24 protein-coding genes are annotated in these 25,407 nt (G+C 69.3%); 11 read left to right on the top strand and 13 right to left on the bottom strand.

Features of this window, described 5'->3' with window-relative positions; translation table 11 throughout:
* Window positions 1-6: 6 nt before the first annotated feature.
* On the bottom strand, window positions 7-876 hold the full coding sequence (locus AC0J5J_RS14535) for a PHP domain-containing protein (protein WP_134425716.1): 870 nt from the start codon (window positions 874-876) through the stop codon (window positions 7-9).
* A gap of 74 nt (window positions 877-950) precedes the next feature.
* Here AC0J5J_RS14535 and AC0J5J_RS14530 point away from each other — a divergent pair, with 74 nt between their 5' ends.
* Entirely contained in the window at window positions 951-1,988 is a 1,038-nt protein-coding gene (locus AC0J5J_RS14530; protein ID WP_474898645.1) for an endonuclease/exonuclease/phosphatase family protein, read from the top strand.
* A gap of 72 nt (window positions 1,989-2,060) precedes the next feature.
* On the top strand, window positions 2,061-3,617 hold the full coding sequence (locus AC0J5J_RS14525) for an aminopeptidase P family protein (RefSeq protein WP_474898644.1): 1,557 nt from the start codon (window positions 2,061-2,063) through the stop codon (window positions 3,615-3,617).
* A gap of 74 nt (window positions 3,618-3,691) precedes the next feature.
* Here the strand turns inward: AC0J5J_RS14525 and AC0J5J_RS14520 are convergent, their stop codons facing one another.
* Window positions 3,692-4,264, bottom strand: a complete 573-nt coding sequence (locus tag AC0J5J_RS14520) for a YflT domain-containing protein (RefSeq protein WP_134425719.1) — start codon at window positions 4,262-4,264, stop codon at window positions 3,692-3,694.
* Between the two features lie 54 nt (window positions 4,265-4,318).
* On the opposite strand from AC0J5J_RS14520, the gene AC0J5J_RS14515 reads away from it, so the two are divergent.
* From AC0J5J_RS14515 to AC0J5J_RS14500, 4 genes are read left to right on the top strand one after another with little or no spacing between them, the layout of a single operon-like run.
* The gene (locus AC0J5J_RS14515) at window positions 4,319-5,650 is read left to right on the top strand and encodes a magnesium transporter MgtE N-terminal domain-containing protein (protein WP_134425720.1); all 1,332 of its coding nucleotides are present in this window, start codon (window positions 4,319-4,321) and stop codon (window positions 5,648-5,650) included.
* Window positions 5,637-6,233 (top strand): DUF1003 domain-containing protein, encoded by a 597-nt coding sequence (locus AC0J5J_RS14510; protein WP_134425721.1) that lies wholly within the window; start codon window positions 5,637-5,639, stop codon window positions 6,231-6,233. The genes AC0J5J_RS14515 and AC0J5J_RS14510 overlap by 14 nt, the downstream gene beginning before the upstream one ends.
* Window positions 6,196-7,392, top strand: a complete 1,197-nt coding sequence (locus AC0J5J_RS14505; protein ID WP_474898642.1) for a P-loop NTPase — start codon at window positions 6,196-6,198, stop codon at window positions 7,390-7,392. Before AC0J5J_RS14510 ends, AC0J5J_RS14505 begins: the two co-directional genes overlap by 38 nt.
* Before the next feature lie 26 nt (window positions 7,393-7,418).
* The gene (locus tag AC0J5J_RS14500) at window positions 7,419-8,969 is read left to right on the top strand and encodes a succinic semialdehyde dehydrogenase (RefSeq protein ID WP_474898640.1); all 1,551 of its coding nucleotides are present in this window, start codon (window positions 7,419-7,421) and stop codon (window positions 8,967-8,969) included.
* A gap of 40 nt (window positions 8,970-9,009) precedes the next feature.
* Here the strand turns inward: AC0J5J_RS14500 and ppk2 are convergent, their stop codons facing one another.
* Window positions 9,010-9,984, bottom strand: a complete 975-nt coding sequence (gene ppk2, locus AC0J5J_RS14495) for a polyphosphate kinase 2 (protein WP_134425724.1) — start codon at window positions 9,982-9,984, stop codon at window positions 9,010-9,012.
* 104 nt (window positions 9,985-10,088) lie between these two features.
* Between ppk2 and AC0J5J_RS14490 the strand changes: the two genes are divergently transcribed.
* Window positions 10,089-10,865: an IclR family transcriptional regulator gene (locus AC0J5J_RS14490; RefSeq protein ID WP_474898638.1), complete on the top strand. Its 777-nt coding sequence runs from the start codon at window positions 10,089-10,091 to the stop codon at window positions 10,863-10,865.
* Here the strand turns inward: AC0J5J_RS14490 and AC0J5J_RS14485 are convergent.
* Window positions 10,832-11,212: a sec-independent translocase gene (locus AC0J5J_RS14485; protein WP_134425726.1), complete on the bottom strand. Its 381-nt coding sequence runs from the start codon at window positions 11,210-11,212 to the stop codon at window positions 10,832-10,834. The genes AC0J5J_RS14490 and AC0J5J_RS14485 overlap by 34 nt on opposite strands.
* A gap of 86 nt (window positions 11,213-11,298) precedes the next feature.
* On the opposite strand from AC0J5J_RS14485, the gene AC0J5J_RS14480 reads away from it, so the two are divergent.
* The gene (locus tag AC0J5J_RS14480; RefSeq protein WP_474898636.1) at window positions 11,299-11,931 is read left to right on the top strand and encodes an O-methyltransferase; all 633 of its coding nucleotides are present in this window, start codon (window positions 11,299-11,301) and stop codon (window positions 11,929-11,931) included.
* Here the strand turns inward: AC0J5J_RS14480 and AC0J5J_RS14475 are convergent.
* The 5 genes from AC0J5J_RS14475 to dapE all read right to left on the bottom strand — a co-directional run bounded on the left by AC0J5J_RS14475 (window position 11,928) and on the right by dapE (window position 16,597).
* On the bottom strand, window positions 11,928-12,122 hold the full coding sequence (locus tag AC0J5J_RS14475) for a hypothetical protein (protein ID WP_474898634.1): 195 nt from the start codon (window positions 12,120-12,122) through the stop codon (window positions 11,928-11,930). The two genes, AC0J5J_RS14480 and AC0J5J_RS14475, sit on opposite strands and share 4 nt — an antisense overlap.
* Window positions 12,119-13,660 (bottom strand): HNH endonuclease signature motif containing protein, encoded by a 1,542-nt coding sequence (locus tag AC0J5J_RS14470; RefSeq protein ID WP_474898632.1) that lies wholly within the window; start codon window positions 13,658-13,660, stop codon window positions 12,119-12,121. Before AC0J5J_RS14470 ends, AC0J5J_RS14475 begins: the two co-directional genes overlap by 4 nt.
* A gap of 364 nt (window positions 13,661-14,024) precedes the next feature.
* On the bottom strand, window positions 14,025-14,201 hold the full coding sequence (locus AC0J5J_RS14465) for a DUF3117 domain-containing protein (protein WP_104099180.1): 177 nt from the start codon (window positions 14,199-14,201) through the stop codon (window positions 14,025-14,027).
* 63 nt (window positions 14,202-14,264) lie between these two features.
* Entirely contained in the window at window positions 14,265-15,536 is a 1,272-nt protein-coding gene (locus AC0J5J_RS14460) for a hypothetical protein (protein WP_474898630.1), read from the bottom strand.
* Entirely contained in the window at window positions 15,512-16,597 is a 1,086-nt protein-coding gene (gene dapE, locus AC0J5J_RS14455; RefSeq protein ID WP_134425776.1) for a succinyl-diaminopimelate desuccinylase, read from the bottom strand. The genes AC0J5J_RS14460 and dapE overlap by 25 nt, the downstream gene beginning before the upstream one ends.
* Before the next feature lie 26 nt (window positions 16,598-16,623).
* Between dapE and dapD the strand changes: the two genes are divergently transcribed.
* Both dapD and AC0J5J_RS14445 read left to right on the top strand, forming a co-directional pair.
* Entirely contained in the window at window positions 16,624-17,604 is a 981-nt protein-coding gene (dapD, locus tag AC0J5J_RS14450; RefSeq protein ID WP_474898629.1) for a 2,3,4,5-tetrahydropyridine-2,6-dicarboxylate N-succinyltransferase, read from the top strand.
* A 78-nt stretch (window positions 17,605-17,682) separates the two neighbouring features.
* On the top strand, window positions 17,683-20,388 hold the full coding sequence (locus tag AC0J5J_RS14445; protein ID WP_474898627.1) for a penicillin acylase family protein: 2,706 nt from the start codon (window positions 17,683-17,685) through the stop codon (window positions 20,386-20,388).
* Here the strand turns inward: AC0J5J_RS14445 and AC0J5J_RS14440 are convergent.
* The 4 genes from AC0J5J_RS14440 to AC0J5J_RS14425 form a co-directional block, all read right to left on the bottom strand.
* Entirely contained in the window at window positions 20,385-21,686 is a 1,302-nt protein-coding gene (locus AC0J5J_RS14440; RefSeq protein ID WP_134425777.1) for a citrate synthase, read from the bottom strand. The two genes, AC0J5J_RS14445 and AC0J5J_RS14440, sit on opposite strands and share 4 nt — an antisense overlap.
* A 217-nt stretch (window positions 21,687-21,903) precedes the next feature.
* Window positions 21,904-23,007 (bottom strand): succinyldiaminopimelate transaminase, encoded by a 1,104-nt coding sequence (dapC, locus tag AC0J5J_RS14435; protein WP_474898626.1) that lies wholly within the window; start codon window positions 23,005-23,007, stop codon window positions 21,904-21,906.
* Window positions 23,008-23,013: 6 nt separating this feature from the next.
* A complete protein-coding gene (fdxA, locus tag AC0J5J_RS14430) occupies window positions 23,014-23,331 on the bottom strand; it encodes a ferredoxin (protein WP_104099174.1) in 318 nt (105 codons plus the stop codon).
* Window positions 23,332-23,365: 34 nt separating this feature from the next.
* Window positions 23,366-24,358, bottom strand: a complete 993-nt coding sequence (locus tag AC0J5J_RS14425; RefSeq protein WP_474898625.1) for a PIG-L deacetylase family protein — start codon at window positions 24,356-24,358, stop codon at window positions 23,366-23,368.
* 142 nt (window positions 24,359-24,500) lie between these two features.
* Between AC0J5J_RS14425 and efeU the strand changes: the two genes are divergently transcribed.
* Complete coding sequence (gene efeU, locus AC0J5J_RS14420; RefSeq protein ID WP_474898623.1) at window positions 24,501-25,385, top strand: iron uptake transporter permease EfeU; 885 nt, start codon at window positions 24,501-24,503, stop codon at window positions 25,383-25,385.
* Window positions 25,386-25,407 lie beyond the last annotated feature (22 nt).

Below are 25,407 nucleotides of genomic sequence, written 5' to 3'. Positions count from 1 at the left end.
GCTTTCCTAGCCGAAGACGGGCGGTGAGCCCGTGCCCTGCTCGATGATGCGGTCGAGCACCTCCGGTGCCGTGGTGTTCTCCCCCAGGCGGTTGGGCTTGCCTTCGCCGTGGTAGTCGCTGGAACCGGTGACGAAGAGCCCGTACTTCGCGGCGAGGGAACGCAGTCGGGCCGTCGCCTCCGGCTTGTTCTCCCGATGCTCGAGTTCGAGGCCGAACAGCCCGGCCTCGGCCAACTGCGCCAGGTGCGCCTCGGCGATCACGTCGCTGACCCCGCGCGTCGCGGGGTGGGCGATCACCGGCACGCCCCCGGCCGCCCGCACGAGGGAGATGGCCCGGAGCGGTTCCGGCGCGTAGTGCGGCTGGTAGTAGCCGGCCTCCCAGTGCAGGATCCCGGCGAACGCCTCACTCCGGGTGAGCGCGAACCCCCGTGCCACCAGGGCGTCGGCGATATGCGGCCGGCCAACGGTCGCATCCGGCGTGGTCTGAGCGAGCACGTCGTCCCAGGTGAGGGCGTAATCCACGCCGATGCGTTCCACCATCTGCTCGGCCCGCACCAGGCGGGCCTGGCGCACCCGGGCGGTCTCGGCCACGATGCCGGCGTTGGACGGGTCGAACAGGTACGCCAGCAGGTGCACGCTGGCGAAACCGACGCGGGTGCTGAATTCCATGCCCGGGATGAGGGTGATGCCCGCGGTGCGCGCTGCGGCGCTGGCCTCGGCCCAACCCGCGGTGGAGTCGTGATCGGTGAGCGCGACCGTGCCCAGGCCCGCGGCCACGGCGGCCCGCACGAGCTGAGACGGGGTTTCCGTGCCGTCCGACACGCTCGAATGGGTGTGCAGGTCGATCGGACCTCTGAATCGGCGTGCACCTGACATTCCCCCATGCTAGTTGCGCGGCAGGTCCGGCCCGTTCGAAGGCTTCCCAGCCAGGTCGTCTAGCGTGGTCGGACATGCTCAATCGACTCCTCAGCACCCTGTTCCTCGGCGCGTCCGCCGCCGTGCTGCTCGCGCTCGGCTGGCCGCAGCTTGTCGGCCTGCAGAACACCTGGGTGGCCGCGCACGCCGTTTCCCTGCGCGGCGTCGCCGTGGTGGTCGCGATCGCGCTGATCGCCGTGCTCCTTCTGCTCGTCGCCCTGTTCCGTCCGCTGCGCCCGGTGGCCGGGGGGCTGGTCGTGCTCCTCCTGCTCTTCGGCGCCGGAAACGCGGCCGTCCTGATGGTCCGGGGCGTCGGCGAGCCGGTCGGCACCCCTGCCGCCGCCGAGACGACGGATGCCGTCACGGTGCTCAGTTGGAACACCCTCGGCGACGAGCCGGGCGCCGACGCCATCGCCCGGCTCGCCCTCGACCAGAACGCCGACGTGATCACCCTGCCCGAGACCACGGAAGCCACCGGGGAAGCCGTGGCCGAGGCCATGCGCGAGGGCGGACGCCCGATGTGGGTGCACACCCTCGCCTTCGACCAGATCTCCAAGGCGCGCTCCACGACCCTGCTGATCAGCCCCGAACTCGGCGACTACACGGTCAGCAACGAGGCCGGCTCCGGCCCTCCCGGCAACACCAATGTGCTGCCGACCGTTGTCGCGACCCCCGTCGACGGCACGGGCCCGACCATCATCGCCGTGCACGCCGTGGCGCCCATCCGCTTCGAGATGTCCAACTGGCGCTCCGACCTGGACTGGCTCGCCGAACAGTGCACGGGCGACGACGTGATCATGGCCGGCGATTTCAACGCGACCCTCGACCATTTGAGCGGGCGTGAGACATCCGCCGGCGCCGTTCTCGGAGACTGCCGGGATGCCGCTTTGGCGACCGGTTCGGGGGCCGTCGGCACCTGGCCGACCTTCGCCCCGGCCCTGCTCGGCTCGCCCATCGACCACGTGCTGGCCACGCCGAACTGGCAGGTGCAGAGCATGAGCGTGCTGGACTCGGAGGACGACGCCGGCAGCGACCATCGCCCGATCGTCGCCACCCTCACCCCGACCTCGTAAAGTGCCCGTTCCGGCCCGGAGTGCCCGCTCCAACGGGCACTCCGGGCCGGAACGGGCACTGTGGGGCGAGGAATGGGACAATGGGCCATGGCCAATTCCAGCGAAACCGCGATCACCCCTGCTCCCCGATCGAACGAGAACCGCTCGACGACACCCGGCTCAGCCGGATTCAAGGCGTACATCTCCAGTGAATGGGCCGAGCGCGCCGAGACGCTGCCGCCCGCCCGTGAGCAGGCGCCGTTCGCGAGCGCACGCCGCGACCGCCTCTCCGCGATGCACCCCGGACAGCGGTTGATCGTGCCGGCAGGTCGCCTCAAGCAGCGTTCCAACGACACCGACTACGCCTTCCGCGCCCACTCCGCATTCGCCCACCTCACCGGCTGGGGCAGCGACACCGAACCCGGTGCCGTGCTGGTGCTCGAGCCCACCGCGACCGGGCACGACGCCACAATCTACTTCCGCGAGCGTGCCGGCCGCGACTCGGACGAGTTCTACGCCAACCCCGAGATCGGTGAGTTCTGGATCGGCCCTCGCCCCTCGATCGCCCAGGTTGCCGGCGACCTCGGCGTGCAGGTGCGCGGCATCGCCGATCTGGCCCTGGTCCTGAACACCATCGACACCGAGACGGTCGTGCTGCGGGAGGCCGACCCGGACTTCACCACCCAGGTCGACGAGGGCCGCCTGCGGTTCGCCGCCGAGAAGGTGCTCACGACGGATGCGTCCGACTCCCCCTTCAGCCTCGAGGTCAACGGCGACCACGCCGCCGACGAGCAGTTCGCCCGCGGGCTGTCGGAGCTGCGCCTGGTCAAGGACGCCTATGAGATCGCCCAGATGCGCCTTGCCGTCGCGGCCACCGGGCGCGGTTTCGAAGACGTCATCAGGGACCTGCCCCGCTCGAGCACCCACCACCGCGGCGAACGCCTGGTCGAGGGTGTGTTCAACACGCGCGCCCGCACGGATGGAAACGCCGTCGGCTACGACACGATCGCGGCATCCGGCCCCCACGCCTGCATCCTGCACTGGACCCGCAACGACGGCGCCGTCGTGCCCGGCGACCTGATCCTGATCGACGCCGGCGTTGAGGTCGACAGCTACTACACCGCCGACATCACCCGCACCCTCCCGGTCGACGGCACCTTCACCGCCGTGCAGCGCCGCGTGTACGACGCGGTGCGTGAGGCAGCGGATGCCGCGTTCGCCGTGGCTGTGCCCGGTGCCGTGTTCCGCGACGTGCACGCCGCGGCGATGGCGGTCATTGCGCGGCACACGGCCGCGTGGGGCATGCTGCCCGTCACCGCCGAGGAGGCGCTCCTGCCCGACAACGGCCACCACCGCCGCTACATGGTGCACGGCACCAGCCACCACCTCGGGCTCGACGTGCACGACTGTGCCCAGGCCCGCCGCGAGATGTACATGGACGGCGTGATCGAACCCGGCATGGTGTTCACCATCGAGCCCGGCCTCTACTTCCAGCCCGACGACCTGACCGTGCCGGCGGAATACCGCGGCATCGGCGTGCGGATCGAAGACGACATCCTGATCACCGTCGACGGCCCCGAGAACCTGTCGGTCGGCATCCCCCGCACCTCCGAGGCCGTGGAGGCCTGGATCGCCGCCCTCACCGTCTAATAATCCACGCGAGAGCGCAAAAATTGCCCCTTCACGACAGGTGAAGGGGCAATTTTTGCGCTCTCGCGAGTGCTTTAGGGCTGCGGAGCGGCGGGCGGCTCCTCGGCGCGCGGGGGCTCCGACGGATGCGGCGGGGCCGGCACCACCGCGGCGGCCGCGGCCTGCCCGGACAGCAGGTTGCGGGCGCGATTGACCAGGGCGCCGTCGACGATCACCTGATAGTTGCTGGCAATCACCTGCATGGTGGATGTGAAGTCGCGGCGACGGCGATTGAGTGCGGCACTGACCACTCCGAAGAGCATGCCGAACCCGGCGCCGATCATGACCGCGGCGAAGACGAACGGCAGGCCGGCGCCGTCGGGCGAGAAGATGAAGAACAGCAGTCCGAAGAACACGCCCAGCCAGGCGCCGGAGGCCGCACCGCCCAGCGCGACCCGCCCCCAGGTGAGTTTTCCGGTCACTCGCTCGACGCTCTTGAGGTCATTGCCGAGGATGGAGACCTGTTTCACCGGGAAGTCGGCCTTCGCCAGCGTGTCCACGACTTCCTGGGCCTCGCCGTAGGTCGCATACGTGGCGAGCACCTCGCCCTTGGGCAAAACGGGGAACAATGCGGCCCTGCGCCCGCCGAAGGGACTCTGATTGCTCATGACCTCATTCTTTCACAGGACCGATAGGCCCTGAAGGTGGCCTAGATTTGTACTGTGTCTGCCACCAGAGTCTTCGTTGCCCGTTTGGCCGGGTGTACCGTTTTCGACCCCGCCGGTGACCGCGTGGGCAAGGTCCGCGATGTTCTGGTGGTCTACCGAAAAAGCGATCCGCCCCTCGTCGTCGGCCTGATCGTTGAGATCCCGGGCAAACGGCGCGTCTTCGTGTCCATCGGACGCGTCACCAGCATCGGGTCGGGCCAGATCATCACCACCGGTTTGATCAACGTGCGCCGCTTCGAGCAGCGCGGCGGCGAAGTGCGCGTCATCGCCGAATTGCTCGGCCGCACGGTGGTCTTCAACGATGGTTCCGGCGAAGCAACCATCGAGGACGTCTCGATCGAGGAACTCCCCCAGGGTGGCTGGGCGATCAACCAACTCTTCGTGCGCCGTCCCAAGACCAGCCTGTCCCTCTTCGCGAAGGGTGCCACGACGTTCACAGACTGGGCCGAGGTGCGCGAGCAGACCACCGAGGGCCAGGCCCAGTCCGCCGAGCAGCTGATCGCCACCTACTCCGACCTCAAGCCCGCCGACCTGGCGAACACGCTGCTCGACCTGCCCCCGGAGCGCATGCACGAGGTTGCGGGTGAGTTGCCGGACGGCCGCCTCGCCGACGCCCTCGAGGAGATGCCGGAAAGCGAGCAGGTCAGCATCCTGACCCGTCTCGGCGACGCCCGCGCCGCCGACGTGCTCGACCACATGCAGCCCGACGACGCCGCCGACCTGATCGCGCAACTGCCCGAGGAGCTCGGCGAACAGCTGCTCGACCTGATGGAGCCCGAGGAAGCCGACGACGTGCGGTTCCTGCTGACCTACGCGCCCGACACCGCCGGCGGCCTGATGACCACCGAGCCGATCATCGTCTCCGCCGACGCCACGGTCGCCGAGGGTCTCGCCCTGATCCGCCGCCACGACCTCGCGCCCGCTCTCGGCGCGGCGATCTGCGTGACCCTGCCGCCGTACGAGCCGCCCACCGGCCGCTTCCTCGGCATGGTGCATTTCCAACGGATGCTGCGTTACCCGCCCCACGAACGCCTCGGCACGCTGCTCGACCAGGGTCTCGATCCCGTCACCGCGGACACCTCGGCGGCGGAGGTCACCCGCATCCTCGCCAGCTACGACCTCGTCTCCGTGCCCGTGGTCGACGAGAACCACCGACTCGTCGGGGTGGTGACGATTGACGACGTTCTCGACTATCTGCTGCCCGACGACTGGCGCAGCCAGGACGGCAACGACGATGTGCGCCGCCGGGCCGAGGCCCGCACCGAACTGACCACGGGAAGCATCCCACTGCACCACGGACGGAGGACCGGCAATGGCCCGAGCTAACCGAGCGGATCTCCGCCTCGACTCCCCCAAGGGCCTGCGCGCCCCCGCGCTGGGACGCAAACGCAAGCGCAACCGGAACCGCCCCAGCCGCGACCGCTTCGGCCGGTTCACCGAAGCCATCGCCCGCGGCATGGGCACGCCGTGGTTCCTGCTCGGGCTCACCTTCTTCGCCGTCAGCTGGATCGCCTGGAACACGCTCGCGCCGGCGCAGTGGCGCTTCGACTCGGTCTCGCTCGGCTTCATCGCGCTGACCCTGGTCCTGTCCATGCAGGCCTCCTACGCGGCCCCGATGATCCTGCTGGCGCAGAACCGCCAGGACGACCGCGACCGGGTGCAGTTCGAACAGGACCGGCAGCGCGCCGAACGCAACCTCGCCGACACCGAGTACCTTGCCCGCGAGGTCGTGGCCCTGCGCCTCGGCATGAAGGACCTGGCCTCCCGCGACTTCCTCCGTTCCGAGCTGCGCGCCCTGCTCGAGAACCTGGAGGAGCGCGAAGATCAGGACAAACAGACCCGCAAGCGCGCCCGCAAAGGCGACCGGGATCGTGACCGTGACCGTGACGAGCGTCCGCCCGGTGTCTGACCTGCTCTTCTCCACCGACCAGGTGCTGGCGGCCCTGGCCCGGGTGATCGACCCGGAGATCCGCCGGCCGATCACCGACCTCGACATGGTCGCCGGGGTGGACATCGTGGACGGCCGCGCCCTGGTCGGCATCCGGCTCACCATCGCCGGCTGCCCGGCGGCGCGGCAGATCGAACGCGACGTGCTGCAGGCGGCAGAGTCCGTGGCCGGCCCCGGCAACGTCTCCGTCTCCGTCGACGTGATGACGCGCGAGCAGCGCCGCGCCATGACGGAGAAGCTGCGCGGCGGCACGGAAGCCCGCGGCAACCAGTTCGGCCCGGATTCCCTGACCCGGGTGTACGCCATCACCAGCGGTAAGGGTGGCGTCGGCAAATCGACCATCACCGCGAATCTGGGTGTGGCGCTGGCCGCCCGCGGTCTGCGGGTCGGCATCGTCGACGCGGATGTCTACGGGTTCTCCATTCCCGGACTCCTCGGCCTGGTCACCCCGCCCGACCCCGAGACGGGCAAGTCCGCCGCGGTCAAGCCGACCCAGGTCGGCGAGATGATCCTGCCGCCGATCGCGTTCGACGTGAAGGTGATCTCGATCGGCATGTTCGTGGAGGACGGCTCGGTCGCCGTCGCCTGGCGCGGCCCAATGCTGCACCGCACGATCACCCAGTTCCTCACCGACGTGTACTTCGGCGACCTGGACATCCTGCTGCTGGACCTGCCGCCGGGCACGGGTGACGTGGCCATCTCGGTCGGGCAGCTGCTGCCGCAGGCCGAGGTCATCGTGGTCACCACCCCGCAGCCGGCCGCGGCCGACATCGCCGAGCGCAGCGGCGTCGTCGCCCGCCAGACCGGCCAGACCATCTACGGTGTGATCGAGAACATGGCGGGCATCGTGCAGCCGGACGGCACGGTCCTCGAACTGTTCGGCTCCGGCGGCGGCGCCGAGGTCGCACGCCGGCTCGGCGCCGGTCAGGAGTCCCCCGTTCCACTGCTGGCGCAGGTGCCGCTCAGCGTGCCGCTGCGCACCGGCGGGGACACCGGGGTGCCCGTGGTGCTGGGTGCGGCGTCAGACCCGGCCGCGGTGGCCATCCGTCTCGTTGCCGACCGTCTCGCGACCCGGGCGCGCGGACTTTCCGGGATGAGCCTCGGAATCACCCCGAAATAGCGGCCCGCCGCACCTAGACTTCGGGGATGTCTGCCTCCCCCCTTGACCCTGTCGAAATCGCGGGCCTCACCCGCGACGTGCGCTCCACCACCGGTGCCACGATCCCCGTGATCGCGCCTTTCACCGGCCGGGTGCTGCACGAACTGCCGGTCAGCGGTGTGCACGATGTTCAGGATGCGTATTCCACGGCCCGCCTGGCCCAGCTCGCCTGGGCGCGGGCCGGGTTCGCCCGCCGCCGGGCGATCCTGCTGCGGGCGCACGACCTGATCCTCGAACGCACCACGGCGCTGCAGGACACCGTGCAGGCGGAGACCGGCAAGACCCGCGGCCAGGCCTTCGAAGAGGTCTTCCAGGCCGCCGGCGTCACCCGGTTCAACGCCCTCGCCGCCCGTGGTGTGCTGCGCGGCGGTCGGCGGAGAAGCGCGATCCCGCTCGTCATCACGACCGCGGTGCGCTACCGGCCGAAGGGCGTCGCCGGCGTCATCACCCCGTGGAACTACCCGCTCAGCCTCGCCGCCATGGACGTCGTGCCGGCCCTCGCCGCGGGTTGCGGCGTGGTGCAGAAGGCCGATGACCAGGGCGCGCTCAGCGTCCTCTCGCTGCGCCGGGCGTTCATCGACGCCGGCGTGCCCGAGGGGCTCTGGGCCGTGGTCACGGGCGACGGCGCGGAGATCGGCGGGGCTGTGACCGGCGCGGCGGACTACGTGTGCTTCACCGGGTCCACCGCAACCGGCAAGAGGGTCGCGGCGCAGGCGGCCGGCACCCTCACCGGGGTCTCCCTCGAACTCGGCGGCAACAACCCGCTGATCGTGCTCGACGACGCCGACCCGGCCCGTGCGGCCGCTGACGCGGCCACGGCCTGCTTCACGGCGATGGGCCAGCTCTGCGTGTCGATCGAGCGCATCTACGTGCAGCGCGGGGTGGCCGACGCGTTCCTCCGCGAATTCGTGGCGGTCACCCGCTCTCTCCGGCTGGGCGCCGCGTACGACTACTCGACGGATGTCGGCTCCCTCACCTCCGAGGCCCAGCTGAACCGGGTGAGCGCCCGCGTGGCCGACGCGGTGGCACACGGCGCCACGGTGGAGGCCGGCGGCCGGGCCCGCCCCGACCTGGGACCGTTCTTCTACGAACCGACCGTGCTGACCGGGGTCACCGCCGAGATGGAGTGCTTCGCGTCGGAGACCTTCGGCCCCGTGGTCGCGGTGACCGTGATCGACTCGGAGCAGGCGGCCATCCTCGCCGCCAACGACAGCGACTACGGTCTCAACGCCTCGGTGTTCTCCGGCTCGGTGCGCCGGGCCCTGCGGGTGGCCGGCGCCATCGAAGCAGGCAGCGTGAACATCAATGAGGGCTACCGCGGGTCGTTCTCCTCCGTGGCGGCCCCGATGGGCGGCATGAAGCAGTCCGGCATCGGACGCCGCAACGGCCCGGAGGGGCTGCTGCGGTTCGTGGACGCGGTCACCGTCGCGCGGGCGACGGGACTCGTGCAGCTGCCCCGCACCGGCCGGGATTTCGAACGGCTGGCCCGGCCGATGCTGTTACTCGCCGCGGTGCTGAAGGGCGTGCGCCGCCGCTGAACCTGGGCGCGGAGCCGTCGACCGGCTCCGCGCCGCCGAGTCAGACCGTCAGTTTGGCTTCCGCCGCTTGCTGCTTCGCCGCCTGGTCGGCTGCCTTCGCCGACGCCTGCTTCGCCGCCTTCTGAGCTGCCTTCTTCGTGGCCTTCTTCTCCTGTTTCTTGATCTTGGCCTTGCCCTTGGGCTTCGCCGTGGGCTTGTCCAGCGTGGTCGTGATGTCCGGCACGGGGCGGTTCAGCTCGCGCGGCGGGCGCTCGTATTCGGCGCCGGCGGGACGCACCGGGATGGTCACCAGGGGCGGCTCGCGATGCGTGTAGGGAACGATCGACAGCAGGTGGCTGATCATGTTGAGGCGCGCGGCCCGCTTGTCCTCGCTCTCGACGACCCACCACGGGGCCTCGGGCAGATCGGTGTGCACGAACATCTCGTCTTTGGCGCGGGAGTAGTCGACCCACTTCGTGATCGAGAACAGGTCGGTCCCGGACAGCTTCCAGCGGCGCATCGGGTCGTTCAACCGCGACCGGAAGCGCCTCTCCTGCTCATGGTCCGACACCGAGAACCAGTACTTGACGAGCAGGATGCCGTCTTCGACCAGCATCCGTTCGAAGAGGGGCGCCTGGTGCAGGAACCGGCGGTACTCGTCGGGCGTGCAGTAGCCCATCACATGTTCGACGCCGGCCCGGTTGTACCAGGACCGGTCCATCAGCACGATCTCCCCGGTGGACGGCAGGTGCTCGATGTAGCGCTGGAAGTACCACTGGCCCCGCTCGCGTTCGGTCGGCACCGGCAGGGCGACGATCCGGGCGACGCGCGGGTTCAGGAACTCGGTGACCCGCTTGATCGCAGACCCCTTGCCGGCCGCATCCCGGCCCTCGAAGATCACGACGATGCGGGCCCCGGATTCCTTCACCCATTCCTGCATGGCGACCAGCTCGGTCTGCAGTCGCCGCAACTCGGCGGAATAGACAGAGAGCGGAACCCGCTTGGGCTTCGCGCGATTGTTCGACGGGTTCGGCACGGTCACACTCCTCAGATACGTGCGTTCAGCGTAGCGTGCGCACCTAGCCCGTTCTCCCCGGCGTGCCTATTCTGTCGGCACAAGTCGGAGCCCGAGGGGACAGCATGTCGGAGCAGCACCGAACGCTCATCTCGTCGGTGCAGCGCGCCCTGGGCCTCGTGGACCTCGTCTCCGCATCGGCCCGGCCGCTCCCGGTCAAGGCCCTGGCCCGCACGTCCGGGCTCAGCCTCGGCACCACCTACAACCTCACCCGCACTCTCGTGTACGAGGGCTATCTGGCGGCCGAGCCCGACGGGCTGGTGCTCGGGGCCCGGTTTCCGACCCTGCGCGCCGACAGCGCTCCGGGCGAATTCCTGGCCCGCGTGCGGCAGACCCTGCGCGGGGTGGCCCGGGAGCATGGGGCTCCGGCGCACCTGTCACGGTTCGAGTCCGGCGAGGTCCGTCTCGTCGACGTCGTCGACGCCACCGGCACCCCGCGCCTCGACCTGCGCGACACCATGTCCGGGATCGCCCCGGCCGCAGCGATCGGCCGCCAGATCCTGGCGCAGCTGAGCCGTGAACAGCGCTCCGTGTACCTTGCCCGGTTTCCCGACGAGGCGCCGACCCCACTGGACGTGGTCGACCTGCGGTCGTCCCGGCAGAGTCGCCGTCAGCCGAAACCGGATGCCGGGGGCATCCGTTCGGGCGACCGCCCCGTGGACTGCGTCGCGGTGCCCGTGCGCGCCCCGGGCGTCATCGCGGCGTTGGCCGTGTGCGTGCCGCCAGGCCGCGTCGGGCACGACCTCGACCTAGTGCTGCGACGGCTGCGGACCGCCGCCGGGTTGCTGTCCTGCCAGCTGGGAGCGGCTCAGGTGGCTTCGGAGTCGAAGGGCGCCGGCTGAGTGGCGGCCTCCCTGGCGCGTTTCCGCTGAAGGTAGGCCCCGTCGGGGTTCGGCGCGGCCCGCGATACGGTGGCCGACTGCGCCTTCAGTTCGTCTTCGTCGGTGAGCGCCTCCCGGATGATGCGGCGCGGGTCATACTGGCGGGGGTCGAGCTTCTTCCAGTCGACGTCGTCGAACTCCGGGCCCATCTCGTCCCGCATCCGGTCTTTGGCACCGTTGGCCAGGTTACGGAGCTGCTTCACGAGGCGGGCCAGCTGGGCGGCGTAGTGCGGAAGCCTTTCGGGTCCGAGCAGGAAGACGGCGACAATGCCGATCAGCAGTATCTTCTCGAACGTCAAACCGAACATTCCCCCAGAATAACCCCCGGCGAGGCCTCCACCGACCATGCCCGGGCCCCCTTAGGCTTGACCCATTCACCTACTGGAGTTGCACTGTGTCTGACAAAGATCTGAACTGGAAATTCTCCGACGACTCAGTCGTGGAGTCCGACGCTGTGGCGCGGGCCAGACAGCAGTCCCTCGAACTCGGAATCGACGCGATCTCGCCCGCCGTCGGCGCGCAGTCGGCCGTGATCGCGGCCGCCACCGGTGCGCGCAGCATCCTCGAGGTCGGCACCGGCGCGGGCGTCTCCGGCATCTGGCTGCTCACCGGCGCCCCCGGCGCCACCCTCACCTCGATCGACACCGAGGTCGACCATCAGCAGCACGCCCGCGCCAACTTCGCCGAGGCCGGCATCCCGGCGAACCGGGCGCGCCTGATCACGGGCCGGGCGGCGGATGTGCTGCCCCGCATGAACGAGAACTCCTACGACATCGTCTTCGTCGACGCGGACCCGCAGGCCGTGATCGAGTACGTCGAGCACGCCCTGCGCCTGGCCCGCCCGGGTGGAACCGTCCTCGTGGCCCACGCGCTCTGGCGCGGCCGGGTGGCCAACCCGGCCCAGCGCGACGACGTGGCTACCGGCTTCCGCACCCTGCTGACCGTCATCGCCTCCTCCACCGCCGTCATCAGTGCCCTCTCCCCCGTCGGCGACGGCCTGCTGCAGATCACCAAGCTCCGCGCCTAGGCGGTCTCCCCGCCGGTGGTCGAGCCTGTCGAGACCGAGCCCGTCGAGACCGAGCCTGTCGAGACCGAGCCTGTCGAGACCGAGCTTGTCGAGACCCAGGCGACCTGCCCCCAGGAGCTCACGCTGACGCTGGTCGAGCTTGTCGAGACCGAGCTTGTCGAGACCCAGGCGACCTGCCCCCAGGAGCTCACGTCGACGTTGGTCGAGCTTGTCGAGACCGAGCCTGTCGAGACCCGGGACCGGACCCCGCCCGATGTGCTCCCGCGGGCCGCCAGGTTCGGGTCGGGTCGTAGCAGTACGGTGCCCTGACTTCGGGTTTGCCGCGGATCATGCGGATTTCCCAGCCGGACGTGTCGATGCTGTGGTGGTGGTACCAGCAGAGCAACACCCCGTTGCTGATGTCGGTTTTCCCGCCTTGGTACCAGGGGATGACGTGGTGCACCTCGCACCAGGCTGCGGGCACGGTGCAGCCCGTGATGGCGCAGCCCCCATCGCGGGCGGCGATGGCGCGGCGCTGGGCCCGGTTGAAGAAACGTTTCTCGGTGCTCAGGGTGAGGACTTCGTTGTTCTCGCCGAACACGATCTCCTGGAACCCGCCCGCGCAGAGGGCCTGCTTCACGGTTTTCAGCGAGACGGGAGCGTCGACGCCGTCGATCCAGCCCACACCGCGGCCCGCGGTCAGGTCGGCCTGGTTCACGTGGATCATGACCGTGGGGGCCGCACCGCCCATGGTCGGGGTTCCCGCGTCGCGGGTGGCGGCCTCGAACACTCCGCGGAGGATGTCGGCGCGCTTCTGGCCGCCGTTACGATCGTCGCTCAGGGCCGCGGCCTCCGCACCCGGGATGAGTTCCCCGGCATTCATCCGCGCCTGTTCCTCGGCCGTGGGGAACGCAGGCGCGGCATGGGCGGAGAGATACGTGTCGAAGATGCCGTTCATGATGCCGCGAAGCTCGGGGGTGACCCCGCCCCGCAAAGGGTAGAGGCCGTCACGGAACAGCCCGAACCCGACGGTGCTGCGGGCCTCGGCGACGGGCTCGTTCGGGGCGGTACCGTCAGGGTCGAGGCGGGCCTGCCACTGCGTGGCGATGCCGCGCACCAGATCGGCGGGGAACGCGAAGCCTTCGCCGGGAAGCCCGACGGTTTCCTCGGTGACGGCCCCGGTCGCCGCTCCGACCAAAGCCCGCTCGGCGGTGCCGAGGTCGTCGGGTGCGACCCGGGCGGCGACCTTGTCGAGGGCCGTCACGATGTTCTCGGCCGCGTCGACACCGAGATCACCGGCGGTGAGGGCATCCGCCACGGCCGGGTAATACGGCGGCAACACGCTGGTTCCGGCCAGGCGCGGGGTGACGTTGTCGCCCAGCCGCACCCGCCGGGTCGCCTCCCGGGCGGAGATGCGCGTCAGACGCGTGATCAGGTCGGTACCGCTGGAGGCCCCGTTCTTGTAGGCCAACGAGTCGTGGCCGAGGACGCGGCGGGACCGCACCGAAATGTCGGCGGCAGAGGCGACCCTCGCAGCATCAACCCGACGCCCCAGATCTTCGACCGTGCCGAGCACCGCCATCGCATCGGCCTCGTTCAGCAAGGAGAAGGAGACCGAGTCGAGCACGGACGCGGCCAGGTCACGCGCCTGCTGCAGCTGCTGCAACTGCTCCAGGACGGAAGGCTGCACAGCGGAGGCTGCCACCTGGGTCGAGGTGGTCGGGTGGTGCGGAGTGGGGGCTCCTGCCATGCATCAATAGTAAATGACTTCGAATGATGAGTCAAGAGACTGAGTAAACTTACGAAAGTAATTACTCTAAGCATCGACGTCGTGCCGGTAATTCGGAGATTCTCGAGGGCGCGCCGGGTGAGCAGCCCGGGATGACGGCGTGTCGCGAAAAACTCCGAGATTAGCGTGAGGGCACGGATGCTGGCGGCCGAGTGTGAAGGATGGACTCGCCGGGGCTTCGACAAGCTCGACCACCGACAGGCTCGACCACCGACAAGCTCGACCAGATTCTCCGCGGTGCGCCGGATGACGGTGGGAACCCCATCCGCTCCCGGCGGGCAAAAAAAAACGGCCGCGCAGCGTGAGCTGCGCGGCCGTTCTGCGACTATACGGTCGGCTGGACTACGCCGGCAAGTGCATCGTGAAGCTCTTTGGCTTCAGCGTCGTTCACAGAGACGACAAGTCGGCCTCCACCTTCGAGCGGAACACGCACGATGATGAGGCGCCCCTCTTTTACAGCCTCCATTGGCCCGTCTCCGGTCCTTGGCTTCATGGCCGCCATGAACTCCCCTTCCATTCATTCGTCTGAACCTCCATTATCGACCATCCCGGCCCCAGACAGTAATTAGGGGGGTGTCCAGTCCGCACCGTCCACTCCCCAGCACAGCAGCAGCCAGCCCCACTGGCCGAGAATGCAGAGCAGGACGACGCCCGTCCGGTACCAGGGATTGCGTGGTTGGGCGATCGCGCCGAGCAGCGGGAACAGCGGCATCAGCAGACGGAACGTGCTCGACTGCGGGAAGAACACGGCCAGCAGGTAGAGGCCGTAGCTGGCCCCCCAGAAGCGCAGATCGACGCCGAGCCGCCGCACGGCCGGGAGGAACAAGATCCCCCCGAAGGCCACGATCAGGACGACGACGACGACGATGCCGAGCGGTATCCCCAGCCACCAGACCCCGCTCTGGAACCAGGCGGTGAACGGAACGAGCTCCTGGTAGCCGATGTACGGCGCCCGCCAGGCCAGCTCGGTGTCGGTGTACGCCGTGACGCTGCCGGTCACGATCCAGGCCACGACCGGCCAGGCCACCCCGACCAGGGCGCTGAACCCGGCGACGGATGCCGCCAGCATCCGTTCGCCGAGCGGGAAGGGGTCTCTCGCCCGGGTGAGCCAGCGGTGCACGACGTGCAGACCGAGGGCCAGCGCGAAGGCCAGGGCACTGGGCCGGGTCAAGCCCATCACGGCGATGACCGGGAACAGCAGCACGTACCGCCGATCGAGCAGCAGGAGCAGCGCGAGGGTGAGCCAGAACAGGTACATCGACTCGGCGTAGCCGAACTGCAGCACGGGCGACAGCGGAGCCACGCAGAACAACAGCACCGAGAACAGGGCGGCCGACGGGTCCAGCACCCGACGCATCAGCCGGAAGAACAGCAGCGCGGTGCCCAGGCTGAACGCGGCCGACACGAACACGGCTGCCACGTCCCACGGCTGGCCGCTGAGGGCCATCAGCACCCGCACGGCAGCGGGGAAGCCCGGCATGAACGCCCACGCGTTCTCCGCGATCTGCCCCTCCGCCGTCACCGGCAGCGTGGCTGGGTAGCCGCTGATCGCGACGATGTTGTACCAGCGGGCATCCCACATGTTCGCGAACGCGGCGTAGCCCGGCGACGCCGCCGTCCACGCGTTGGCGCCCTGCACATTCGCGAGCAGCAGCACCAACGTCGTCGTGACCACCCGGGATGCCGCCCAGATCACGACGACCCTGGCCCACCAGGGGGTGGCCCGGTAGCCGGCCCGCCAGCGCGACGGTCGGACTGCGGGCGGGACGGACGCCGGTGTGGCCCGGCGCACGGGCGGCTGGAGGGGCTTGGCTACCGGACGCTTGCGCTCAGCCATGAGCGGAGCCCGTCCTCACAGTCCGTGATCTGCGACAGGGCGACCCGCTCGTCGTCGGCGTGGGCCTTGAGCGGGTCGCCGGGGCCGTAGTTGACGGCCGGGATGCCGAGGGCGGAGAAGCGTGCGACGTCGGTCCAGCCGTATTTGGGTTTGGCCTCGCCGCCGACCGCGGTCAGGAACTGCAGGGCGAGCGGGGCGTCCAGGCCCGGGCGGGCACCCTCGGCCTGGTCGACGACCGTGATCTCGTACCCCGCGAACAGTTCTTCGAGGTGCTCGACGGCCTGGGCGGAGGTGCTACTGGGCGCGAAGCGATAGTTGATGTGCACCATGCACTCGTCGGGGATGACGTTGCCGGCGATGCCGCCGCTGATCCCGACGGCGTTGAGGCCCTCACGGTAGACGAGCCCCTCGACCTCGACCTGGCGCGCCTCGTAGCCGGCCAGGAGGGTGAGGATGGGGGCGACCTTGTGGATGGCGTTCTCGCCCACCCAGCTGCGGGCGGAGTGCGCGCGCAGTCCGAAGGCGCGCACTTCGATGCGCACATTGCCGTTGCAGCCACCCTCGATCCGGCTGTTGGTCGGCTCGCCGAGGATGGCGAAGTCACCCTCGAAGAGATCGGGCCGGTTGCGGGCGAGGCGGCCGAGGCCGTTGAGCTCGTCGGCGACCTCCTCGTGGTCGTACCAGATCCAGGTCACGTCGACGCTGGGCGCGGTGAGCTCCGCGGCGAGCTTCAGTTGCACGGCCACGCCCGCCTTCATGTCGACGGTGCCACGGCCCCAGAGGTACTCGACGCCGTCGATGGTCTCGAAGCGGGTCGGCAGGTTGCGGTTGACGGGGACCGTGTCGAGGTGGCCGGCGATGATCACGCGCTGGGCCCGGCCGAGGGTGGTGCGGGCCACGACGGTGTCACCGTCCCGGATGATCTCGAGGTGCCCGTACCCGGCGAGCGCACGTTCCACGGCGTCGGCGACGGTGGTCTCGTTCCCCGAGACCGACTCGATGTCGCAGAGCGCACGGGTGAGCTCGATCGAGGTTTGGGAGAGGTCCAGGGTCACGGGGATTTGAGGCACTCTACTAATCTAGAGCCATGATCACCGCCGTGCCCCCGACATCCGTTGCCCCCTCGAACGCCTGGGGGTACGGCCTCGCCACCGTCGCCGGAGACGGCACCGTGCTGGATACCTGGTTTCCGGAGCCGCAGCTCGGCCCGTTGCCGGCCGGCCGCGACCGTTGGATCGTGCCGTCCGAACTCGAGCAGTTCGCCGGGGAGGACCCGCGGCGCGCCGTGCGCCTCGAGGCGGTCACCGTGGAGATCGACCTCACCGCACCGCCGGCCGGAACCTCGGATGCCTACCTGCGCCTGCACCTGCTCTCGCACTTGCTGGCCCGCCCGAACACCCTCAACCTCGACGGCATCTTCGGTCACCTGCCCGCCGTGGTCTGGACCAACGCGGGGCCGATGCTGCCCGCCGATTTCACCCGTCTGCGGCCGTCCCTGCAGCGGCATGGAATCCAGGCCACCGGGATCGACAAGTTCCCGCCGCTGCTCAACTACGTCACGCCCGACCGGGTGCGGATCGCGGATGCGTCGCGGGTGCGTCTGGGTGCCCACCTCTCCCCCGGTACGACGGTGATGCACGAGGGCTTTGTGAACTTCAACGCGGGCACGCTGGGCGTCTCAATGGTCGAAGGGCGGATCTCCCAGGGCGTGGTCGTGGGCGATGGCGCCGACATCGGCGGCGGCGCGTCGATCATGGGCACGCTGTCCGGCGGCGGCACCGAACGCGTGTCGATCGGCGAGCGGGCCCTGCTCGGCGCCAATTCCGGGGTGGGCATCTCGATCGGCGCGGACAGTGTCGTGGAGGCCGGGCTCTATGTGACGGCCGGCACCAAAGTCCTGCTGCCCGGGCAGCCGCGCACCGCCGACGGGAAGACGGCGTCGGTGAAGGCCGTCGAACTCTCCGGGGTCGCCAACCTTCTGTTCCGTCGCAACTCGGTCTCGGGTGCGGTTGAGGTGCTGCAGCGCAGCGGCACCGGCATCGTGCTGAACGCCCAGCTGCACGCCTGAGCAGGGAGGCACCGCCCGCCGGAAGTTTTTCCCGCGGCGGGGCCGGCCCGGAGTACGCTGCCGTCACAGAGGAGTGACGTGGGAACCGACGCACCGCGCAGCAAACGCCACCGCCGGGTGGGGCCGGCTCTGATCGCGGTCGCCGTGGTCGTGACCCTGACCCTGGCAGGCATCGGAACCGGAATCTGGACCGTGACCCGCTCCTTCCCCCAGTTCGCGGGTGAGGCACGGCTGCCCGGCCTGGGCGCCGAGGTCACGGTGTACCGGGACGAGGCGGGCATCCCCCAGATCGTGGCCGACACCGCCGGCGACCTGTTCCGTGCCGAGGGTTACGTGCACGCCCAGGATCGGTTCTGGGAGATGGACTTCCGGCGGCACGTGACGAGCGGGCGGCTGGCCGAACTCTTCGGGGAGAGCCAGGTGGCCACCGACACCTTCATCCGCACGCTGGGCTGGCGGGCGGTCGCCGAGCAGGAGGTCGCGTTGCTCGACCCGGTCACCGCCGGCTACTACCAGGCCTATGCGGACGGCGTGAACGCGTATCTGGCCACGCACACCGGCCCTGACCTCTCCCTCGAATACGTGGCCTTGAGCCTGCAGAACCCCGGCTATACGCCCGAGCCGTGGACTCCGGCCGACTCCGTGGCCTGGCTCAAGGCGATGGCCTGGGACCTGCGCTCGAACCTTGACGACGAGATCGACCGGGCACTGCTCTCGGGCAGTTACAGTCCCGCGGAAATCGAGCTGCTGCATCCGTCGTACCCGTTCGCCGCCCACCCGACCATCGTCGACGGGGCCCCGGCCCCGGCCGCCGAGGCCGAGGCCGCACCCGAGGAGACGCAGCCGGAGACGGCATCCGCCCTCACCGGGCTCGCGGGCACGCCCGCCCAGCCGGCCCTGGCCTCCTCGCTCACGGGGCTGCGAGCCGCACTCGCCGGCGTGCCCGAGCTTCTCGGCCCGGCCGGTGGGGAAATCGGCTCCAACTCCTGGGTGGTCGCCGGCGAGCACACCGACACCGGTGCGCCGATCCTCGCCAACGATCCGCACCTCGGCGCGGTGATGCCGTCGGTCTGGTACCAGGTGGGGCTGCGCTGCCGCACCGTGAGCGCGGACTGCCCGTTCGATCTGGCCGGGTACGGCTTCTCCGGCCTGCCCGGAATCATCATCGGCCACAATGCGAAGATCGCGTGGGGATTCACCAACCTCGGGCCGGATGTCGCAGACCTCTACCTGGAGAAGGTCACCGGGGACACGTATGAGTATGACGGGGCGCAGAAGCCCCTGCAGCTGCGCAGCGAGACGATCAGGGTCGCCGGCGGGGACCCGGTGCGGATCGAGATCCGGGCCACCGAACACGGTCCGATCGTGAGCGGGCTGGGCGGCACCGTCTTCCCGGCGATCGCGAACGAGTACCCGTCGGCGATCGACCTGCCGGCGGCGGACGCGCCGGCAGCCGGTGAGGCGACGGATGCCGCGGCCGACGCGGGTGCCAGCAGCGCCGCCGCCGAACCCACCGTCTACGCGCTCTCGCTACAGTGGACGGCCCTGACGCCGGGGCGCACGGCATCCGCCGTCTTCGCGCTCGGAGCGGCGACCGACTGGGCGAGCTTCCGTCAGGCGGCCGAGCTGTTCGATGTGCCGTCGCAGAACCTCGTCTACGCCGATGTGGACGGCAACATCGGCTACCAGGCGCCGGGGCTGATCCCGATCCGCCGGGCGGGCGACGGCACCGTGCCGGTTCCCGGCTGGACGAGCGCGTACGGCTGGGACGGCTTCATCCCGTTCGATGCGCTGCCGCAGATTTTCAACCCGCCCCGCGGCTTCATCGTGACGGCGAACAATTCCCCGGTCGGCCCGGACTACCCCTACCTGATCACCAAGGACTGGGATCTCGGCTACCGGGCGGCGGAGATCACCCGGCGGCTGCAGGCCCGCATCGACTCCGGAACCCCCGTGACGACCGCGATGATGAGCGAGATCCAGGGTGACACCTACAGCCCGCTGGCGGCGGCGCTGGTGCCCGTGCTGCAGGACATCGAGACGACCGGCGCGACCCGGGACGCGCTCGCCCTGTTCGACGGCTGGGACTACCACCTCGACGCCGGCAGCGCCGCCGCCGCGTACTTCAACATCGTCTGGCGCAACCTGCTCTCGGTCATGTTCGACCAAAAACTCCCGGAGGGCACCGCGTTCACCGGTGGTGACCGTTCCTTCGCCGTTGTGATCGCCCTGCTCGACACCCCCGAGTCACCGTGGTGGGACAACGACCGGCTCGGCTCCGGCGGCCGCGACAGCATGCTTGAACGTGTGCTCGTCCGGGCCGCGGCCGAGGGCGAGAAGCTGATGGGTGCGGATGTCGCCGGCTGGGAATGGGGCCGGATCCACACGCTCGAGGTGACGCACTCCAGCTTCGGGGAGTCGGGGATCGCCCCGCTGGAGTGGCTCTTCAACCGGGGACCGTATGAGGTCGCGGGCGGCTCCAGCGTGATCGACGCCGTCGGCTGGGATGCGACCATCGGCTACACCGTGGACTGGGTGCCGTCGATGCGGCAGGTGGTGAGCCTGGCCGACTGGGACGACTCGACCTGGCTGAACCTGACCGGAAGCTCGGGACACGCGTTCCACCCGAACTACGACGACCAGACCGTGCTCTGGCAGGAGCACCGCACCCGGCCGTGGCTCTTCTCACTGGCAGCCGTGAAGCAGGCCGCCACCCACACGCTGCTGCTCACCCCGGAAGTGACGGGGCCGGACCGCGAACACGGCCCGGCCGTCAATCGCTAGCGGCGCGGGAAGTCGCGCGCCGGCTCACCGATGTACAACTGCTGGGGGCGACCGATCTTGGTCGTCGGGTCCTCGTTCATCTCGCGCCAGTGCGCCACCCAGCCGGGCAGACGGCCGATCGCGAAGAGCACCGTGAACATGCTGGTCGGGAAGCCCATCGCCTTGTAGATCACGCCGGTGTAGAAGTCCACGTTCGGGTAGAGCTTGCGCTCCTTGAAGTAGTCGTCGTTGAGCGCGATGTGCTCGAGTTCCTTGGCGATGTCGAGCAGGTCGTCCTTGACGCCCAGGGCGGCGAGCACCTCGTCGGCGCTCTCCTTGACCAGGGTGGCCCGGGGGTCGTAGTTCTTGTACACCCGGTGGCCGAAGCCCATCAGGCGCACGCCCTGCTCCTTGTTCTTGACCCGTTCGACGAACTTCTCCACACCTTCGCCGGATGCCTTGATCTCACCGAGCATCTTGAGCACGGCTTCGTTCGCGCCACCGTGCAGCGGACCGGACAGCGCGTTGATGCCCGCGGACACCGACGCGAACAGGTTCGCCTCGGTGGATCCGACCAGGCGAACAGTCGAGGTCGACGCGTTCTGCTCGTGGTCTTCGTGCAGCATCAGCAGACGTTCGAGGGCCTTGCTGACAACGGGGTTCACCTCGTAGGGCTCGGCGAGGGTGCCGAAGATGAGGCGCAGGAAGTTGTCCACGTAACCGAGCGAGTTGTCGGGGTACAGGAACGCCTGACCGATGCTCTTCTTGTAGGCGTACGCCGCCATGACCGGCAGCTTGGAGAGCAGGTGCACGGTGGCGAGCTCGACCTGTTCCAGATTCTTGGGGTCGAGGGAGTCCTGGTAGTACGCGGCCAGGGCGGACGTGCCGGCGGAGAGCACGGCCATCGGGTGCGCGTTGTACGGCAGCACGTCGAAAAGGCGTCGCAGGTCTTCGTGCAGCAGCGTGTGCCGACGGATGCGCGTGTCGAAGGCCTCGAGTTCACTCGCACTGGGCAGGGAGCCGTAGATCAGCAGCCAGGCGGTCTCAAGGAAGTTGGAGTTCTGGGCGATCTGCTCGATCGGATAGCCCCGATAGCGCAGGATGCCCTTCTCACCGTCGATGAACGTGATGGCCGACCGCGTGGCGGCGGTGTTCACGAAGCCGGAGTCGAGGGTGATCAGGCCCGACTTGCGGGTCAGAGTCGAAATGTCGATGCCGGACGCACCGGCCGTGCCGCGCACGATCGGGAACTCGGCGGATCCGCCCGGAAACGACAGCGTCGCCTGTTTGGGTTCGATGGATGGCGTTCGCTCGGCGATGTCGCTCACGGCGGCTCCCTGGGTCTGACTGAGTGTCACTGAATATCACTACCTAACCGTCTGGTGGCTGACCGTCTGTGGCGATTGGCCACAGCACACCGATGTGTCTGGAGACGTCAACGCGGGTACAGCCTAATAGGCCGAGCCGCCTACTGTTGCATCCACCAAGAAAGCCAACTTCTCCTTGGAGGGAGTTGACAAATGGGGATCTGTGGGTCTACCCGGCGTACAACCGGCTCGCGGCGGCCGCCACGCGTTCATCCGTGGCGGTGAGCGAGAAGCGAACGTGCTGCGGATAGCCGTCACCGTAGAACGGCCCCGGCCCGGCAAGGATGCCCCGGTCTGCGAGCCCGCCGATCGACTCCCAGGCAGGGCGCCCTTCGGTGGCCCAGAGGTACAGACCGGCCTCGCTGCGGGTGATGCGGAAACCCGCCGCGACCAGGGCGGGCAGCAGAACCTCGCGGCGCGCCTGGTAGCGGCGGCGCTGCACGGCGACGTGCTCGTCGTCGCCGAGCGCGGCCACCATGGCGGCCTGCAGCGGCGCGGGAAGCATGAGACCGGCGTGCTTGCGCACCGTCAGAACCCGGGCCAGCAGTTGTGAGCAGCCGGCCGCGAACGCACCACGGTAGCCGGCCATATTCGACTGCTTGCTCAGGGAATACAGCGCCAGCACATTGCGGCGGTCCTGACCGATCACGCGCGGGTCCAGGATGCTGGGGGTCGGCTGCTTGTCCCAGCCGTCGGTCCAGCCGAGTTCGGCGTAGCACTCGTCGGAGACGATCACCGCGCCCAGTTCGCGCGCGCGGGCGACGGCGGCCCGTAACTCGTCGACCGACAGCACCCGGCCGTCCGGGTTGCCCGGACTGTTCAGCCAGATCAGCTTCGTCGACGCGGGCCAGTCCGCGGGGTCGTCAGCGGCGAGCGCGTCGGCGCCGGCCATGGCCGCGCCGATGCTGTATGTCGGGTAGGCGGCGAGCGGGTGCACGATGGTGTCGCCCTCGCCGAACCCGAGCATGAAGGGCAGCAGTGCCACCATTTCCTTCGACCCGATGGTCGGCAGCACATTCTTCTCGGTGAGGCCGGTGACGCCGCGACGGCGCTCATACCAGTCGATGATCGCCCGCTGCAGCTCGGGCGTGCCGGCGGTCTGCGGGTAGGCGTGGGCGTCGGTCGCGTGGGACAGTGCGTCGCGGATGACCTCGGGGGTCGGATCCACGGGCGAGCCGATCGACAAATCGACGATGCCGCCCTCATGAGCACGGGCCCGGGTCATGAAGGGGACCATCTGGTCCCACGGATAGTCCGGGAGCGGTTTCAGCACGACGGATCAGACCTGCGGAGGCAGCACGGCGATGATCGGGTGGTCCTTGTGGATCACGCCGACCTTGGCTGCTCCACCGGGGGACCCGATGTCGTCGAAGAACTCGACATTCGCCTTGTAGTACTCGGCCCACTGCTCGGGCACGTCGTCTTCGTAGTAGATGGCCTCGACCGGGCACACCGGCTCGCAGGCGCCGCAGTCCACGCACTCATCGGGGTGGATGTACAGAGAGCGGTCACCCTCATAGATGCAGTCGACCGGGCATTCGTCGACGCAGGCGCGGTCCTTCACATCGACGCACGGCAAGGCAATGACGTATGTCACGTTGGAGGGCTCCCTTCACGAGCGAATTTCCAGTCTACGCGGTACCCGGTCTGGCCGGGATTCGGGGCCAGGCCAGCACGATCGTGGCGACCAGGGTGGGCCCGAGCGTCCAGACCATTCCCGGCAGACCCTGGGGTATCAGGACCGAGCCGCCGGCGCTGCGCAGCGACAGGATGAAGATGGTGCCGAGGAGACCGAGAGCGCAGAAGAACACGATCGTCCGGTCCCCCAGAACCAGGCGCAGGCCGGCCAGGAGCGCCGTCGCGCCGGCAAGAGCGAGGATCAGCCCGATCGGGACCGTCACGGGACCGAGCCGAACGGTGGCCTGGTGGGCGATCGTGCCCAGCAGGCCGAACGCGACCCCCGTCCCGAGGGCGAAGACAACGGCCAGAACCCGGCTGAACAACCCGGCCGGGGCCGTGACGGTCGGAGCGTGCGCCGGAGGCAGGCGCAGGAAGGTTTCCGTGCCGCCGATGGCGACCGGGAGCTGGACCCCCGCGGCGGGCAGGGCCGGCTCGGCCGGGTCGATCGGGTCGATCGGCCGAACGGTGTGGTCGGTGACGCGCCAACGGTCAGGATAGGCCGCGATCGCGCGCAGCTTCTGGTCGACCTGGGCGCTCACATCGATCGCGATCAGAAGCTGGCCGACGGCATCCGTCACCCGGCGATGCTCGAAGACGGGCACGTGGTAGCTGTCGGCGGCTCCGACGGCCGCCGCGCGGAGGGCGTCGTCGTCGGTGCCGATCACGACGGCGGTGGCCTGCACGTAGTCGAGCACGTCGCCGACGGCCTCGGCCAGTGACTGCGCCCCGGATGCCGCTGGCAGTATCCGCCAGTCGCTCACGTCGAGTTCCCGCATGGCTGTGCGCAGCTCGCGGCTGTCCGCGGTGTGCGCGGGGTCCGCACCGAACAGCACGACGACCTGGGCGCCGTCGGAGCGGAGACGGGCGATGGTTCCTCCGGTCAGGAGCGATTCCTGGCCGGGGCGGTCGTGCACGAAGACGATGCGTTCTGCACTGCCGGACATGACCATTGATGAGCTCCACGGAGTTGGGACGGGCGGACACCCACGCATGAATGATAGCTGGACAGGGCCGCGGAACCGAAGCTAGAGTGAGCCACTAAGGTAAGCCTTACCAAAGTTATCCCACACTGAACCAGGAAGCCCCGTGCTCGCAAACTACCTGATCGGCCTGCGCGAAGGCCTCGAAGCCGCCCTGATCGTGACCATTCTGGTGGCCTACGTCGTGAAGATCGGCCGCCGCGACGTGCTTCTGCGCATCTGGGCCGGCGTGGGCCTGGCCGTGGTGCTCGCGCTCGGCATCGGCGCCCTGCTCACGTTCGGCACCTACGGCCTGTCGTTCACGGCGCAGGAGGCGATCGGCGGCGTGCTGTCGATCGTGGCCACGGGGCTGGTGACCTGGATGGTGTTCTGGATGCTGCGCACCGCCCGTGACCTGCCCGGCCACCTCCGCGGCAGCATCGACCGGTCCCTCGTGGGCTCGGGTCTCGGAATCGTCGTCGTCGCGTTCATCGCGGTCGGCCGCGAGGGAATCGAGACCGCCCTCTTCATCTGGGCAGCGGTGCAGGCCACCGGCGAAACCACCATGCCGCTGGTCGGCGCCAGTCTCGGAATCGTCACCGCCGCCGGGCTCGGTTGGCTGATCTACACCGGCATGCTGCGCATCAATCTCGCCCGCTTCTTCACCTGGACCGGTGGCATCCTTCTCGTGGTCGCGGCCGGCGTGCTCTCCTACGGCGTGCACGACCTGCAAGAGGCAGGGTTCCTGCCGGGCCTGCACAGCCTCGCCTTCAATGTGAGCGCCGTCATCCCGCCGGACAGCTGGCACGGCACCCTGCTCAAGGGCACCCTGAACTTCTCCCCGGCCACCACCTGGCTGGAGCTGATCGTCTGGGTTGCCTACCTCGTGCCGGCGCTGACCCTCTTCATCGCGACGAGCCGGAGGGGCCGACCGACCGGTTCCGGCGCCGTCGAGACCACGACCACGACCACACCCGAGCGCGACGTCGCTACCGCGGCGCTCCCCCACTGACCCCGCACCTCCTCCCCTGCCC

This window comes from Cryobacterium sp. TS_SC_7, from assembly GCF_056156285.1.
This window is presented reverse-complemented; position numbering and strand designations above follow the sequence as displayed.

Excerpts from the sequence above, each read along its gene's own strand:
- AC0J5J_RS14535 (WP_134425716.1), bottom strand. The coding sequence starts at position 876 with ATGTCAGGTGCACGCCGATTCAGAGGTCCGATCGACCTGCACACCCAT.
- AC0J5J_RS14530 (WP_474898645.1), top strand. The coding sequence starts at position 951 with ATGCTCAATCGACTCCTCAGCACCCTGTTCCTCGGCGCGTCCGCCGCC.
- AC0J5J_RS14525 (WP_474898644.1), top strand. The coding sequence starts at position 2,061 with ATGGGACAATGGGCCATGGCCAATTCCAGCGAAACCGCGATCACCCCT.
- AC0J5J_RS14520 (WP_134425719.1), bottom strand. The coding sequence starts at position 4,264 with ATGAGCAATCAGAGTCCCTTCGGCGGGCGCAGGGCCGCATTGTTCCCC.
- AC0J5J_RS14510 (WP_134425721.1), top strand. The coding sequence starts at position 5,637 with ATGGCCCGAGCTAACCGAGCGGATCTCCGCCTCGACTCCCCCAAGGGC.
- AC0J5J_RS14500 (WP_474898640.1), top strand. The coding sequence starts at position 7,419 with ATGTCTGCCTCCCCCCTTGACCCTGTCGAAATCGCGGGCCTCACCCGC.
- AC0J5J_RS14490 (WP_474898638.1), top strand. The coding sequence starts at position 10,089 with ATGTCGGAGCAGCACCGAACGCTCATCTCGTCGGTGCAGCGCGCCCTG.
- AC0J5J_RS14485 (WP_134425726.1), bottom strand. The coding sequence starts at position 11,212 with ATGTTCGGTTTGACGTTCGAGAAGATACTGCTGATCGGCATTGTCGCC.
- AC0J5J_RS14470 (WP_474898632.1), bottom strand. The coding sequence starts at position 13,660 with ATGGCAGGAGCCCCCACTCCGCACCACCCGACCACCTCGACCCAGGTG.
- AC0J5J_RS14465 (WP_104099180.1), bottom strand. The coding sequence starts at position 14,201 with ATGGCGGCCATGAAGCCAAGGACCGGAGACGGGCCAATGGAGGCTGTA.
- AC0J5J_RS14460 (WP_474898630.1), bottom strand. The coding sequence starts at position 15,536 with ATGGCTGAGCGCAAGCGTCCGGTAGCCAAGCCCCTCCAGCCGCCCGTG.
- dapD (WP_474898629.1), top strand. The coding sequence starts at position 16,624 with ATGATCACCGCCGTGCCCCCGACATCCGTTGCCCCCTCGAACGCCTGG.
- AC0J5J_RS14425 (WP_474898625.1), bottom strand. The coding sequence starts at position 24,358 with ATGTCCGGCAGTGCAGAACGCATCGTCTTCGTGCACGACCGCCCCGGC.